We start from the raw sequence: 13730 nt of genomic DNA on the forward strand, positions 1-13730 counted from the left end.
CCCCCCCCCCCCCCCCCCCCCCCCCCCCCCCCCCCCCCCCCCCCCCCCCCCCCCCCTCACCGAAGACCGATTTTTCTGTTGCTAAACTGAAACCGTGCTATTATCATGAGGACGGAACAGACGAGCGCTCCGGCTCAATTGAGTGTTGAAGAGATTCGCGACGAGCGAGACGGACGGTTAGGAAACGCATTTTCCCTATGGGATTCGACGACAACAACAGACAGACGGCTTCGGGTCGCCATGGTGCCTCCGCTTCGCGCGGAGGTTCTCACGCCTATGGGCAACCTCCCGCGGACGGTTTCGGTCAGGCTCCCCATGGCAGCCGGCCTTATCCGCAGGGCGGTGGGTACGCTTCGCGCCCGACGGGGCAGACGCCGTATCCAAACCAGCGACCGGCGAACTACGGCTACGCTTCGCAAGCTGACGAGATCGTGCGCGTGCGCAAGAAGCGCAAGAAGCACACCAAGCTGAAGCGGGCGGCGCTTATCGCGCTCGCCGTCGTCGTGGTGCTCGTGGGCGGCGTCGCCGCGTACGGCGCTTGGTACACGAGCAGCCTCGCCAGCAACATGGCGCTCGACGCTCAGGAGCAAAGCGAGTTGAGCAGCGTTCTCGCCCCCTCCGATTCCCAGATGGAGCCGTTCTACGTGCTGCTGGTGGGCTCGGACAACTGGGAGACGTACGGGGAGCGCTCCGACGCCCTCGTGCTCGTGCGCATCGATCCGGTGGGCCACGTCATCACCATGGTGTCGGTTCCGCGCGACACGCCGTACGAGTACAACGGCAAGGTCGAGAAGATCAACCAGATGTTCGCCGTGAACGGGGCGGCTGGCGCCGTTACAGCGGTGCAGGACCTCACCGGTGTGAAGATCTCCGACTACGTGGAAATCGAGTTCGCCGGGTTGGCCGAGTTCGTGGATTCGATCGGCGGCATCTACGTGGACGTGCCCTACACCATCGACTACCAGGTGTACACGCAGGATCAGGCGCCCGTCCATATCGAGGCCGGCAACCAGCTGCTCAACGGCGAGCAGTGCGTGGCGCTTGCCCGCATGCGCACCGCCTATGGCGACGACCAGGAGGCCATCCGCCAGTCGAACGTGCGCGCGATGGCCATGGCGCTCATGAAGAACGTGCTGCAAGCTCCTCCGGTCGAGATCCCCGGCCTGATCCAAAACCTCTCCCAGTGCGTGTCTACGAGCATCGACTTGCAGACGATGATCTCGCTTGCGACCGATTTCGCACAGGCGGGCAACCCCACCATCTACACGTGCACCGGTCCGTACAAGGGCGACTTCATGGAGGAATACGGCGGCCTGTGGCTGTGCTACGAGGATCCCGAGGGTTGGGCTACACTGATGAAGGCGGTCGACGCCGGCGAGAATCCCGAAGCTGCCGAGACCACCGTTAACGGCAAGTAAGCAAGCAGCGTACGTACGACGCTGAAGAGAAAGACGAACGAATGACACTGCTCGAACTATTCAAACTGCTGCGCAAGCACCTGGCCCTGGTGGTGGTGCTGCCCGTCGTGCTCGCGATCGCGACGGCAGGCTTCAGCTGGGGCCTCATGCAGAACCAGTACACGGCCACGGTGTCCGTGTACGTGCTGACTGCGAAGGACGACGCGAGCTCTTCGAGCACCACCGCGTACAACGACCTCACCGCCAGCCAGCTCATGGCGAACGACATAGCGACTTTGGCGAAGTCGGAGACCGTGCAGAAGCGCACGGCCGAGGCTCTTGGCATGTCTTCGCTCAGCGGATACAAGATTTCCGTCGAAGCGGGCACCACCACGCGCGTCATCAGCATCTCGGTGACGGCGGGCAAGCCCGATGCGGCTGCCATCGTCGCCAATGAGATATCCACCGTTCTGTCCACCACCGCGCAAAGCGTCATGGGCGTCGAGAGCGTCAACGTGGTCGACGCGGCCGAGGTTCCCACGGATCCGTCGGGCCCGCCGCGCGCCATGTACACGGCGGTCGCGTTCCTCGCGGGCATCTTCCTGGCAGTGGCCATCGTGGTGGTGCTGGATATGTTGAACACGCGGGTGCGCAACCCTGAAGAAGCTGAAGAACTGCTGGGCATTCCGGTCATCGGCCGTATCCCCACGATCAAGGGTTAGGAGGGTATAGGCCATGGCTAAGAAAAAGAAGCAGGCGTCCAACATGCTCGAGGTGCAGAACGCGGCGAAGACGCTTTTTGCGAACATCCGCTTCATGTCGCCCGACAACCCCATCCGCTCCATCGTCATGACGAGTTCGGTGCCGAACGAGGGCAAGTCCACGTGCTCCGTGGAGCTGGCTCGCGCTATCGCCACGTCGGGCAAGACGGTGCTGCTCGTGGAGGCCGATATGCGCCGTCGCACGCTTGCCAGCCTGCTGAACGTGCGTCCTGCGGCGGGCGTGTACGCCGTCCTCACCGATGCGGCACCGCTCAAGACGGCCGTCACGCCGACGCAGACTCCCAACCTGTTCTTCCTCGACGTCGAGCCGAACATACCCAACCCGGCCGACATCATCTCGTCCAAGCGGTACCAGAAGCTGGTTGCCACGCTGGAGGACAGCTACGATTATGTGATTTACGACATGCCGCCGGTCGGCACCTTCGTCGATGCCGCCATCCTGTCCACGTTGGTGGACGGCACGGTGTTGGTGGTCAAGCCCGGCTCGACGAAGCGTTCCGAGCTGGTGGACGCGTGCGAGCAGCTGAAGAAGGCCGATGCCAACATCCTCGGCATCTGCGCCACGTTCTGCGAAGGCACCGGTTCCGAATACTATTACGCGTACTACACCAAGGACGGCAGCCGCGTGAAGGATGACGGCGACGTTTCCGCGCTGCAGGCCGAGACGCGCACGCCGGTTCCCACGGCCGGGCGCCGTGCGCCCCGCGGTGCGCAGGGCAGCCCCGTTCCTGCAGGCGGTCGCGGCGGATTCGCTAAGGATCCCGTGGCAGGAAGAGGGCGTAGGGCCTGATGAGGGATTTGCATTGCCATATCCTTCCCGGCGTCGACGACGGTGCGCGCAACCTGGACGAGTCTCTGGCCATGCTGGAGGCCGCCAAGGCTGCGGGAATCACGTCTATCGTGTGTACCCCGCATGTGCGCGATCCCTACTTCGACTACGACGCGATGTGGGATGCTTACGAGTTGCTCGTGGCGCACGCTGACGGGTTCCCGCTGACGATGGGCTTCGAGGTGAACCATTCCAAGCTTATGCAATTGGGCATGGAATGGGCCGAGCATCTGCACTTCGACGGCACGAACGAGTTTTTATTGGAGCTGTCTACGAGGGCGGGCAAGCCCGACTTCGAGATATACGAACGGACCATCTTCGAACTGCAGGGGATGGGCTACCAAGTGATCATCGCTCATCCCGAGCGCTATCGCGCCATCCAGGAGGATGTCGAGGTGGCGCGCGGTCTGGTGAAGATGGGTTGCAAGCTGCAAGCGTCGGCCGATTTCATTGCCGGCGGTCGCATGGGAGCCGAGCGCAAGCCCGCCAAGCGCCTGTTCGACGAGAACCTGTACGCGTACATCGCAAGCGATGCGCATCGGGTGGAGCACTACGGCTACTTCGCCGAAGCGAAGCGGACGTACCGAACGCGAGGAGCGCATGCGCGTCTGTAGGTTCGGTTTGACGGCTTCCTGCCGTTAGGCCACAGGTTCGACCTGTGATCTAACGGCAGGAAACTGCACCGCTGCAAGCTCTGGATACGACAGGGCGATGTGTGAAAAACACGGCAGCATACATATCTTGAGGAAAGCGGGATCGTCGCTGGGTACGCGTTCCGGATCGATCAAGAGGATGCATATCGTTGTTGCGTTTTGGCCTGAATGGCTAGGGCGAAGCCGTATCTTTATTTCGTCTTGCCAGGGAGGTGATGGCATTGTGGTACGTCGTGCAAACGGTCGGCGGCCAGGAAAAGCACGTGCTTGACCTGATCAACAAGCTTGTCGACGAAGAGCTGATCCAAGAATCCTTCATCCCCCAGTACGAAGTCAAAAAGCGCATCCAGGGCGTATGGAAAATGCGTTCAGAAGTGCTGCTACCTGGTTATATTTTCGTAATAACAGACCAGCCTGGAAAGCTGCGTGAGGCGTTGCGAAGCGTCCCCAAGTTCACTAGGCTCCTCGGCAACAACGATGTGTTCACTCCTCTCGACGATCAAGAAGTCGCCTTCATCAACGCGTTCACCAAGCCTGACCACCGCGTGGTCGAGTTCTCGAGCGGCGTGATGGAAGGGGACGAGATCGTGATCCTCAACGGCCCGCTGATGAACCAGACGGGTCTCATCAAGAAGCTCGATCGCCACAAGCGCCTGGCGTATCTGGAGATAGAGATTCTTGGTCGTGTGAAAACCGTCAAAGTCGGATTAGAGATTGTTCGAAAGAAACCCTGACAAATCAATAGACGTAACCGCCGACGGAGCCGTCGCGCTGGTAGACGACTTCGCAACAGCGGGGGAGCAAGAGGAGATTTCCACGCCCCCAATGTCTGATAAGCGCGGTTATGTAAAGTCGAGCGAACTCGAGGCTTCCGACCTCGCTTTTCTAGCGCCGGAGCTCACGAGCGAGGCCGAGGGCCCGGTCCGGGCGCCGGCCCGCGCCGACGGGCGCTGGGGCTACCGCTTCGTGAAGCGCGCCTTCGACATCGCCTTCTCGCTCGTCGCGATCGCCGTCCTCCTGATCCCCTCGATCGTCCTGTGCGCCGCCATCCGCCTCGAGAGTCCGGGCAACCCCCTGTACTCGCAGAAGCGCGTCGGCCGCATCGGCCGGGACGGCCAGATCCGCACCTTCGACATGTACAAGTTCCGCTCCATGCACAAGGACGCCGACGAGCGCCTGGCGGAGCTCGCCGACCTGAACGAGGCCGACGGCCCGCTCTTCAAGATCAAGGACGACCCTCGCGTCACGCGCATCGGGAAGTTCATCCGCAAGCACTCGGGCTTCGGTAATAATAGGGACACCGGGCGACGGGGAGTCGACCAAATCCTTATCGCGTTCAGCAAATTCCTCACTTGACCTGCAATTATGCGAGCGTCGCCCGGGACTCTGCTGTTTCGCTAGAACCCAGTATAAGCGATTTCAATTCTTGTCTGTAGTTGTTTTTCGGGATGCTCGAGGTGTTTTCAACCGTACGTTCACTCGCATTTCATCACTTGTTCCCTCCGCTCCATTACGGGGCTACGCAGAGGGGTGTTCTTCTTTCCTCTCCATTTCGAAGGCGGTGAGATGCAATGACGGAGGCGAATGCTGCCGCAGAGTTGCGTAGCGAGCACATGGGGCATGTCGTAACTACCATTGATTTCGACGACCCGCTCCAGGAGCTTAAGGCTGAAGAACCGGAGGAGGCTCACGAGGAGCTAAAGCTGGGTACGCCGGAGTTCGCCGCCAGGTGCAGAAAGTTAGGCCACCGCTCGTTAGGCTATCGGTTTCTGAAACGCTTCTTCGACGTAGTGTTCAGCCTATGTGTCGTCGTCGTGGGTCTCATTCCCAGTTTGTTCCTCTCTATAGCCATTGTCATAGACACTAAGGGCTCACCGATCTATTCGCAGGTTCGTGTGGGCAAGTGGGGCGAGCCCTTCCGAATTTACAAGTTTAGGACCATGGTCGCTGACAGCGACAACGTGGAGAAGTACTTCACTCCCGAGCAGCTTGAAGTGTGGAAGAGGGAGCGAAAGGTCGATAACGACCCTCGGATTACGAGACTCGGATGCGTCCTTAGGGCCACCAGCATTGACGAGACCGTACAGTTCCTCAACGTGCTGCTCGGCCAGATGTCCGTCGTCGGGCCGAGGCCGATAACCGAAGAAGAGCTGTACAGCCACTTCACCGAGGCGGAGCGCGCCATCCTTCTTTCCGTTTGCCCAGGTATCACAGGAGCATGGCAGTCCGGGCCACGCAACGAAGCGACGTTCGAGTCCAAAGAGCGTCAGCGCATTGAACTCGGGTACGTCCGCAATCGCGGTCTTGCCGAGGACATGCGTTGCATTCTCGGCACCTTCGGCGTGATGTTCGGCCGAAGGAGGTCGGGGAGATGAGTCTGCGAATTCTCATGGTGTGCCAGCACTACTGGCCGGAGCAATTCCAAATTACTGACATATGCGAGGAGCTCGTTCGCCGTGGGCATGAGGTGACCGCGCTCGTGGGTATCCCCAACTACCCGACCGGCGTCGTGCCCGACGAGTACCTCGACGGGAGGAGTCGCGAGCAGGAGCGCAACGGCGTCCGTATCGTGCGGGCCGAGGAGGTGCCGAGGAAACCCGGCGTGATCGGCCTCGCGCGGAACTACTGGAGCTACATGCGCGGGGCGGACAGGAGGCTCCGCGACCTGGAGGGCCGCTACGACGTCATCCTCGCCTATCAGCTCTCTCCGGTCCTAATGGTTGAGCCCGCGATGCGTGCCAAGCGCCTCTTCGGCGCACCCGTGCTCTTGTACTGCGCCGACATCTGGCCCGACGCCGTGAGGGCGATGCTGCCCGACAGGCTCTCCTTCCTCGCACCCGCCGTTAGCGCCGTCAGCACCTGGATATATCGGGGCGCGGACGCGATAGCCACCAACTCACGCGCCTACATCGACTGCTTCGAGCGGGTCCACGGGGTCGAGCGCTCGCGCTGCCGCTACGTTCCGCAGTACGCGGACGACTCCTACCTGGACATGGACCTGTCCGCCGGGTCGTCGGACAAGGCGCGGTTTATGGTCATGGGCAATATCGGTAAGCTCCAGTACCTGCGGGTTCTCATGGAGGCGGTCGACATGCTTAAGGGCCGCGGGGACTTTGAGCTCCATGTCGTGGGCACCGGCTCCGCGATCGGCGAGCTTGAGTCGTTCGTCGCGGGACACGGGTTGGAGGGCCTCGTCGTGTTTCACGGCCGCCACCCGGTCGAGGAGATGCCCTCTTTCTACCGGATGGCGGACGCCTGCGTGCTCACGCTGCACGTGCCCGGCGCCCCCTGGATCAGCTCGACGCTGCCGAGCAGGCTTCAGGGTTACATGGCGGCGGGAAAGCCCGTGCTGGCGGCGGTGGACGGGTCGGCGGCGGAGGTCATCGCGGAGTCGGGGTGCGGCGTCGCGGTGCCCGCGACCGACAGCACGGGGCTGGCGGCTCTCATGGCCGACTTCATTGACAACAGGGGGAGGTACACGGCGTGCGGCGAACGCGGCCGCGCGTACTTCCGGGAGAATTTCACGCGGGGCAGGTACATGGACGAGATGGAGTCTCTGCTCGCGGAGACGGCGAAAGGAAGATAGATGGGAACCGACGCGTTCAGCGGCAAGACATTGATGATAACCGGGGGCACCGGCAGCTTCGGCAACACCGTGCTCAAGCACTTCCTGGAGAGCGACATTGCGGAAATCCGCATCTTCAGTCGGGATGAGAAGAAGCAGGACGACATGCGCCACCGTCTGCAGGAGCGATCCGTCGAGCTGGCTAGGAAGGTGCGCTTCTTCATCGGCGACGTCCGCAACCTCCAGAGTGTGCGCGACGCCATGCACGGGGTGGACTACGTGTTCCATGCGGCGGCATTGAAGCAGGTGCCCTCCTGCGAGTTTTTCCCCATGGAGGCCGTGAGGACAAACGTCATCGGCACCGACAACGTGCTGCACGCTGCGATATCCGAGGGTGTGGATCGCGTGGTGTGTCTCTCCACGGACAAGGCGGCCTACCCCATCAACGCCATGGGCAAGTCCAAGGCTATGATGGAGTCGATTATCTACGCCAATGCGAGGAACGGTGCGGGCCGCACCACCATCTGCTGCACCCGCTACGGCAATGTCATGTGCAGCCGCGGCTCGGTTATCCCCCTTTTCATCAAGCAGATCAAGGCAGGCGAGCCGATCACGGTCACAGATCCTTCCATGACCCGCTTCCTCATGAATCTCGACGAGGCGGTCGACCTCGTTCAATTCGCCTTCGAACACGCGAACCCCGGCGACCTGTTCATCCAGAAGGCGCCGGCATCGACCATCGGCGACTTGGCCGAGGCGGTGCAGGTGCTCTTCGGCAGGACCGGCACCCGCGTCATCGGCACGCGCCACGGGGAGAAGCTCTTCGAGACCCTCATGACACGCGAGGAGATGCTGCGCGCTGAGGACATGGGTGGCTACTTCCGCGTGCACTCTGACTCGCGCGATCTGAACTACGACAAGTTCTTCGTGGACGGCGAGGTGCGCACGCAAGCGGACGAGTCTTACACGTCCCACAACACGCGCAGACTAGACGTGGCGGGGACGGTCGAGAAGATCAAGACTGCCGAGTACGTGCAGCTTGCGCTCGAGGGCCGCGAGTCCGAGGCGGTGCAGTGATGCGCTTCCTGGTGCTGGGCTGCTCCGGTATGGCGGGGCACACAATCTCGATATACCTGAAGGAGCGCGGCCACCGCGTGGTTGGTTTCAGCCGCAGGGGCGTCCCCTTCCTGGACGAGCAGGTGACAGGCGACGCTCGCGACGAGGCGCTGCTCTCGGAGACTCTCTCCGAGGGGGATTTCGACGCGGTGGTCAACTGCGTAGGCGTCCTCAACGACTTCGCCGAGCGCGACCCAGAGGGGGCGACCTTCCTCAACAGCGAGCTGCCGCACGTCCTGGTGCGACTCACCGAAGGGGCGCGCGCCCGCGTCTTCCACATGAGCACCGACTGCGTGTTCGCCGGCAACACCGGCCCCTATACAGAGGACTCGGTGCCGGACGGTCAGACGGTCTACGACCGTACAAAAGCCGCTGGCGAGCTTCGGGACTCCAAGAACCTCACCTTCCGCTGCTCCATCGTGGGACCGGACACGGACCCCGATGGGATCGGCCTGCTCAACTGGTTCATGGCCCAGAAGGGCCCGATCAAGGGCTATTCGGGCGCGATATGGACGGGGCTCACGACCCTGGAACTCGCGAAGGCCATGGAGCGCGCGGCCTCCGAGGGTGTGCACGGCCTCGTGAACATGGTGCCGCCCGCGAGCATCAGCAAGCTCGACCTGCTGCTGCTCTTCAACCAAGAGCTGCGCGGCGGCTCCGTTGAGATTGTTCCAGACAATTCTATTCAGCTGGACAAGACCCTCGTGCGGACGAACTTCGACTCGTCCTTCCGTCCCGCCGGCTATGCCGAGCAGGTCGCCGAGATGGCCGGGTGGGTCCGAGCACACCGGGGGTTGTACCCTCATTACGAGATAGGCTAGGGAATGAAGAGACTGAAACTCATGACAGTCGTGGGGACGCGACCGGAGATCATCAAGCTGTCCGAGACGATCAAGCTTTGCGACAAGGTCTTCGACCACGTGCTCGTGCACACCGGGCAGAACTACGACTACGAGCTCAACCAGGTGTTCTTCGAGGACATGGGGCTGCGTGAGCCCGACCACTATCTCGGGGTCGCGGGCGCCGACCTCGGCGAGACGATGGGCAACGTCCTCTCGAAGAGCTACGGGCTCATGGAGGAGATCCGCCCGGACGCGCTGCTCATCCTCGGTGACACCAACTCGTGCCTGTGCGCCATATCGGCAAAGCGCCTCAAGGTCCCAATCTTCCACATGGAGGCGGGCAACCGCTGCTTCGACGAGAACCTCCCCGAGGAGGTCAACCGCCGCATCGTGGACACGGTCTCCGAAGTGAACCTCTGCTACTCGGAGCACGCGCGTCGCAACCTCGTCGCTATGGGTTGCGACCCGGCGCGCACCTTTGTGGTGGGTTCGCCCATGCGCGAGGTGCTGGGGGCCAACCGTGAGGGAATCAAGGTCTCGGACGTGCTCGCTCGCGAGGGGCTGGTTCCCGGCGGTTACATTCTGCTCTCCGCCCACCGCGAGGAGAACATTGACGACGAGCGGAACTTCGCTCAGCTTGTTGATGCCGTGAACGCGCTGGCGAAGGAGTACGGCAGGCCCGTTCTCTACAGCATGCACCCGCGCGCGAGGAAGTTCATCGAGGCGCGGGGCGCCTCGTTCCACCCGCTCGTCCGCGCTCACAAGCCGTTCGGGTTCCATGATTACATCGCCCTGCAGAAGAATGCCCTCTGCGTCGTTTCCGACTCCGGCACGCTCGCCGAGGAGTCGGCGATCCTCGGGTTCCCCGCAGTGAGCCTGCGCACCTCTACCGAGCGTCCGGAGGTCGTCGATCGCGGCGTTTTCACGCTCGGCTCCATCGCAGCGGAGGGGTTGCTACAGGCCGTGGCGGTTGAGGTCGAGCTTAATGGTCGTGAGTCTCCTGTGCCCGACTATGGGGACGGCAGCGTCTCGTCCAAGGTCGTCAAGCTCATCCAGGGATACACGGGCTACGTGAACAAGTGGGTCTGGAGCAAAGGTGTATAGCATGAGACACGTTTGCATGCTCGGGACAAGCCCTGAATCAAAGGGCGGAATCGGCACAGTGGTTCGTGGATTCGTTGAAGACATCCGCTTGGAGGGTTATTCCTTCGACCATATCGTTACCCATGCGGATCGTGGGCCTACGGGAAAAATCGCCATAGCCGGTGCTGCGCTTGCCAAGTGCGCACTATGGATGAGACCGGGTGCATACGATCTCGTCCACATCCATTCGGCATTCGGAGCAAGTTTCACCAGGTCGATTCCATTCATTCGCATGGCTTCAAAGCGAGGGCTTCCTCTGGTCAATCATATCCACGCAGACGATTGGGGACCATTTTATGAAGAGGCAACGGACGATAAGAAGCGTAGGATTGCAGAGGTTTACTCCAGCTGCGACAGAATCATAGCCCTGTCTCAAGAATGGGCAGGTACCCTATCGACCGTCGTTTCTGATGACAAAATCGTAGTTCTCGAGAACTTTTCTCCTGTATATGATGAGGGCTTCATTCCCGATTGGGATAGCAAAACCGTCATATTTATGAGTCGTTTGGAGAGAATCAAGGGTTGCGACATACTTCCCGAAATATGCGATGAGGTTCTTTCGCGAGTCCCAGACGCAAAGTTTTTCATCTGCGGAGAGGGCTCGATGGGCGATTCTCTTCGGGTCGAGCTGAGGAAGCGCAAGCTCGATGACAGGGTTAAGCTTCTAGGCTGGATCGGAGTCGATCGTAAAATAGAAATACTAAAGCAGGGATCCGTTTTCCTCCTCCCTTCCTACGGTGAGGGAATGCCCATGTGCGTGCTAGAGGCGATGGGGTTGGGACTTCCAGTCGTTGCGACCAATGTGGGCGGCATTCCACAACTCGTTGCTAACAAGAAGAACGGCTACATTTGCGAGCCGGGGGATGTAAAATCGATTTCAAAGGCGCTGATTGCTCTCTTGGGCAATCCCAAGAAGTGCTCTGCGATGAGTTCAGAAGCGAAGAAGAGCGCCGAGACGCGTTCGTTTTCCGCATACAGCAAACAACTCAAAAAAATATACGATGAGTTGTTGGGGGCGAGCCATTGATGCGTGCCGCTGACAGAACCCCCCTCCTCTCCGAGATCGCCATAACGCTGCTGTTCATCGTCCTTCTCTGCGCCCCCATGCTCGATGCGGCGTACGGGGGGATCTTCTCTTATGCGGACGAGGTAATAACCATACTTCTCGTCCTCTGGGCGCTTCTTGCCCGATGCGAGGAGAAGGTCGGTGTTCATGAGCGCAGAGGACTTGTAGCGGTTGGGCTGCTGTGCATTCTCGGACTCGTAGGCAATCTGGTCTTCGGCTACCAAGGTAGCGCCTTCGCCATAGCCGTCGACCTTTTCACCTGCATAAAGATCTTCGTCGCGTACTTCGCCGCTCGCATCGTGCTACGCGGAAAGGGTCGCTGCCTGAGAGCATTTCAAACCATCGGCAAGATCTTTCTCGTTGCGGCTGCCTGCGGGCTACTGCTCCACGTGGCGGGCGTCGTCCAGCTCGGGTCAGGCAGGGTAACATTCGGGATCCCATGCTACCAGTTCATATTCAGCCATCCCACGAACCTAGCAGCATACTGTGTCGGGTTTTCCGCGCTTATGTTCGCTGGAAAAAAGCCGAAGATCGGCTGGTTGGTGCTGTCGTGTCTGATTCTCATCTCCACTCAAAGGGCGAAAGCGGTCGCGATGGCATTCGTCATTCTGTTCTTCCTCTTCTACGGAGCGGCGAAGCGAGACGGCGGTAAACCCTCGAAGCTCGTTTTCCTATTTCTTGGTGCAGGCGCAGTGTTTCTGGGAATGGATCAGATCCAGGAGTACTTCCTGAACTCCACGGCAGCCCGATCGCTCCTGATGCAGGACGGTCTCGCCATCGCCGAGCAGTTGTTCCCCTTCGGGTCCGGGTTCGCCACCTTCGGAACCTACATGTCGGGGGAGTACTACTCGCCCTTGTATTACGAGTATGGGCTCAATGTCGTATGGGGTCTCACGCCAACAAACCCCTCCTTCGCATCAGATACGTTCTGGCCTGCCGTTATCGCTCAGTTTGGAGCTATCGGCTTAATCGTACTGATTGCTCTTCTTGCTCAGACATATCGGTCTTTATCGCAAGATGCGCGAAATGCTGGGTGTTGGTTTGCGGCATATGGTGCAATTCCTCTCTACCTTCTCATCTTAAGCACATCGGATGCTTCCTTTTTTAATTTTTACGGACCCTTTTATGCGTTGATACTCGGTGCGATAGTGGGCAAATCTTATCCCGTTGATAGGAGTACTAATGAGCTACTTGATAAATAAACTGAAACAGTCTTCTTTTGCTGAGAATGCGATAAGGCCGTTTTATCGCGCTGCGGTTTATTCGAGGAGAAGAAAGCAGGCACTTGAGCTCTTAGAAGGCGTGAATGCGCAGACGGAGAAGACTCTCTGGTATTGCGGGGATCCGCGGCATGCTAATCTGGGTGATATTGCCCAGAAACTTTGTATCCTTGATTGGGCAAAGACCTTTTTCCCCTCTCATGAGATTGTGCGCATTCCAGGTATCTGTTTCGAATACGCCGGAAAAGAAGCAATATCGTATATAGAATCCCGTTTATCCGAGAGTGACCTTTTTGTATTCCAGAGCGGTTATACCATGTCCGACAAACATGGCGACGAGTCGTTTCACAGGTTAATCCCCCAGACGTTTCCCGAGCATTCTGTGCTTGTCATGCCGCAGACGATAAGGTACAAAACTGATATTAACTTACAAAAGACTGCCGATGCGTTCGCCTCTAGTGACAAGCTGGTTCTTCTTGCTCGAGATTCCGTTTCATATCGGACCGCCTGCGAACATTTCCCTGACACGTTTTCCGCTCTTTACCCAGATATCGTTACAACACTAATCGGATCACGGAACTACGGGGATTGTGATTCTAGAGAAGGAGTGCTTTTCTGTTTGCGCAATGATTCGGAAAAGCTCTACTCACCTTCCGAACTGTCGCGGCTTATTAAAAACTATGAGGGCAGGATACCAGTTTCGGTTACTGACACGACTAAAGCAAACCTTAACCCAGAAGCGTCTGACGAAGACCTTATGAAAGTGGTCATTGACCAGATTGATGAATTTGCAAAATACAAGGTCACTGTTACCGACCGTTTCCATGGAATGATCTTCTCGCTCATCGCGAGGACGCCGGTTGTCGTTCTCGCGACGAACGACCATAAGGTTACAACTGGAGCTGATTGGTTTATCGGGGACCCATCGTTTGAAATAGTAAGGGCCGACTCGCCCGAGACGGCAGAGGCTCTCATAGCCAAATACCTGTCGGGTATTCGTTCCGATCATCCGACCGACAAGTTTCGTCAGAGGTTTTATAGCGAACTTCCAGCCCTGCTTGAAAAGAGGGGTTTTCCAATATCTGTTCCAAAAAGCTATTGTTAAGAACCTGTCTGA

General features: G+C 59.4%; 14 protein-coding genes. All 14 read left to right on the plus strand.

What is annotated here, in order from left to right; all coding sequences use genetic code 11:
- Positions 1 to 197: 197 nt before the first annotated feature.
- A complete protein-coding gene (locus GT590_RS01785) occupies positions 198 to 1418 on the plus strand; it encodes an LCP family protein (protein WP_009609431.1) in 1221 nt (406 codons plus the stop codon).
- Between the two features lie 41 nt (positions 1419 to 1459).
- Complete coding sequence (locus tag GT590_RS01790; RefSeq protein ID WP_009306552.1) at positions 1460 to 2119, plus strand: YveK family protein; 660 nt, start codon at positions 1460 to 1462, stop codon at positions 2117 to 2119.
- A gap of 13 nt (positions 2120 to 2132) precedes the next feature.
- Positions 2133 to 2969, plus strand: coding sequence for a CpsD/CapB family tyrosine-protein kinase (locus GT590_RS01795; RefSeq protein ID WP_114516547.1), 837 nt, complete (start codon positions 2133 to 2135; stop codon positions 2967 to 2969).
- Entirely contained in the window at positions 2969 to 3622 is a 654-nt protein-coding gene (locus GT590_RS01800; RefSeq protein WP_009609354.1) for a CpsB/CapC family capsule biosynthesis tyrosine phosphatase, read from the plus strand. The genes GT590_RS01795 and GT590_RS01800 overlap by 1 nt, the downstream gene beginning before the upstream one ends.
- Positions 3623 to 3876: 254 nt before the next feature.
- Positions 3877 to 4395 carry an antiterminator LoaP gene (gene loaP, locus GT590_RS01805; RefSeq protein ID WP_015761186.1) on the plus strand — a complete coding sequence of 173 codons (519 nt, stop codon included), beginning with the start codon at positions 3877 to 3879 and terminating at the stop codon, positions 4393 to 4395.
- A 91-nt stretch (positions 4396 to 4486) separates the two neighbouring features.
- Complete coding sequence (locus GT590_RS01810; RefSeq protein WP_240129742.1) at positions 4487 to 5017, plus strand: sugar transferase; 531 nt, start codon at positions 4487 to 4489, stop codon at positions 5015 to 5017.
- Positions 5018 to 5232: 215 nt separating this feature from the next.
- Entirely contained in the window at positions 5233 to 6036 is an 804-nt protein-coding gene (locus GT590_RS01815; RefSeq protein ID WP_205289539.1) for a sugar transferase, read from the plus strand.
- Positions 6033 to 7247, plus strand: a complete 1215-nt coding sequence (locus tag GT590_RS01820) for a glycosyltransferase family 4 protein (RefSeq protein ID WP_161170820.1) — start codon at positions 6033 to 6035, stop codon at positions 7245 to 7247. Before GT590_RS01815 ends, GT590_RS01820 begins: the two co-directional genes overlap by 4 nt.
- Positions 7248 to 8303: a polysaccharide biosynthesis protein gene (locus GT590_RS01825; protein WP_161170821.1), complete on the plus strand. Its 1056-nt coding sequence runs from the start codon at positions 7248 to 7250 to the stop codon at positions 8301 to 8303. It abuts the gene before it with no gap.
- Positions 8303 to 9163 carry a sugar nucleotide-binding protein gene (locus tag GT590_RS01830; RefSeq protein WP_161170822.1) on the plus strand — a complete coding sequence of 287 codons (861 nt, stop codon included), beginning with the start codon at positions 8303 to 8305 and terminating at the stop codon, positions 9161 to 9163. Before GT590_RS01825 ends, GT590_RS01830 begins: the two co-directional genes overlap by 1 nt.
- A gap of 21 nt (positions 9164 to 9184) precedes the next feature.
- Positions 9185 to 10288 (plus strand): UDP-N-acetyl glucosamine 2-epimerase, encoded by a 1104-nt coding sequence (locus GT590_RS01835; protein ID WP_271802104.1) that lies wholly within the window; start codon positions 9185 to 9187, stop codon positions 10286 to 10288.
- Between the two features lies 1 nt (position 10289).
- Positions 10290 to 11354: a glycosyltransferase family 4 protein gene (locus GT590_RS01840; protein WP_161170824.1), complete on the plus strand. Its 1065-nt coding sequence runs from the start codon at positions 10290 to 10292 to the stop codon at positions 11352 to 11354.
- A complete protein-coding gene (locus GT590_RS01845) occupies positions 11354 to 12595 on the plus strand; it encodes a hypothetical protein (protein WP_161170825.1) in 1242 nt (413 codons plus the stop codon). Before GT590_RS01840 ends, GT590_RS01845 begins: the two co-directional genes overlap by 1 nt.
- Entirely contained in the window at positions 12576 to 13718 is a 1143-nt protein-coding gene (locus GT590_RS01850; RefSeq protein WP_161170826.1) for a polysaccharide pyruvyl transferase family protein, read from the plus strand. Before GT590_RS01845 ends, GT590_RS01850 begins: the two co-directional genes overlap by 20 nt.
- Positions 13719 to 13730: the final 12 nt, after the last annotated feature.

This window comes from Eggerthella sp. BIOML-A1 (assembly GCF_009875595.1).
GTDB lineage: Bacteria > Actinomycetota > Coriobacteriia > Coriobacteriales > Eggerthellaceae > Eggerthella > Eggerthella lenta.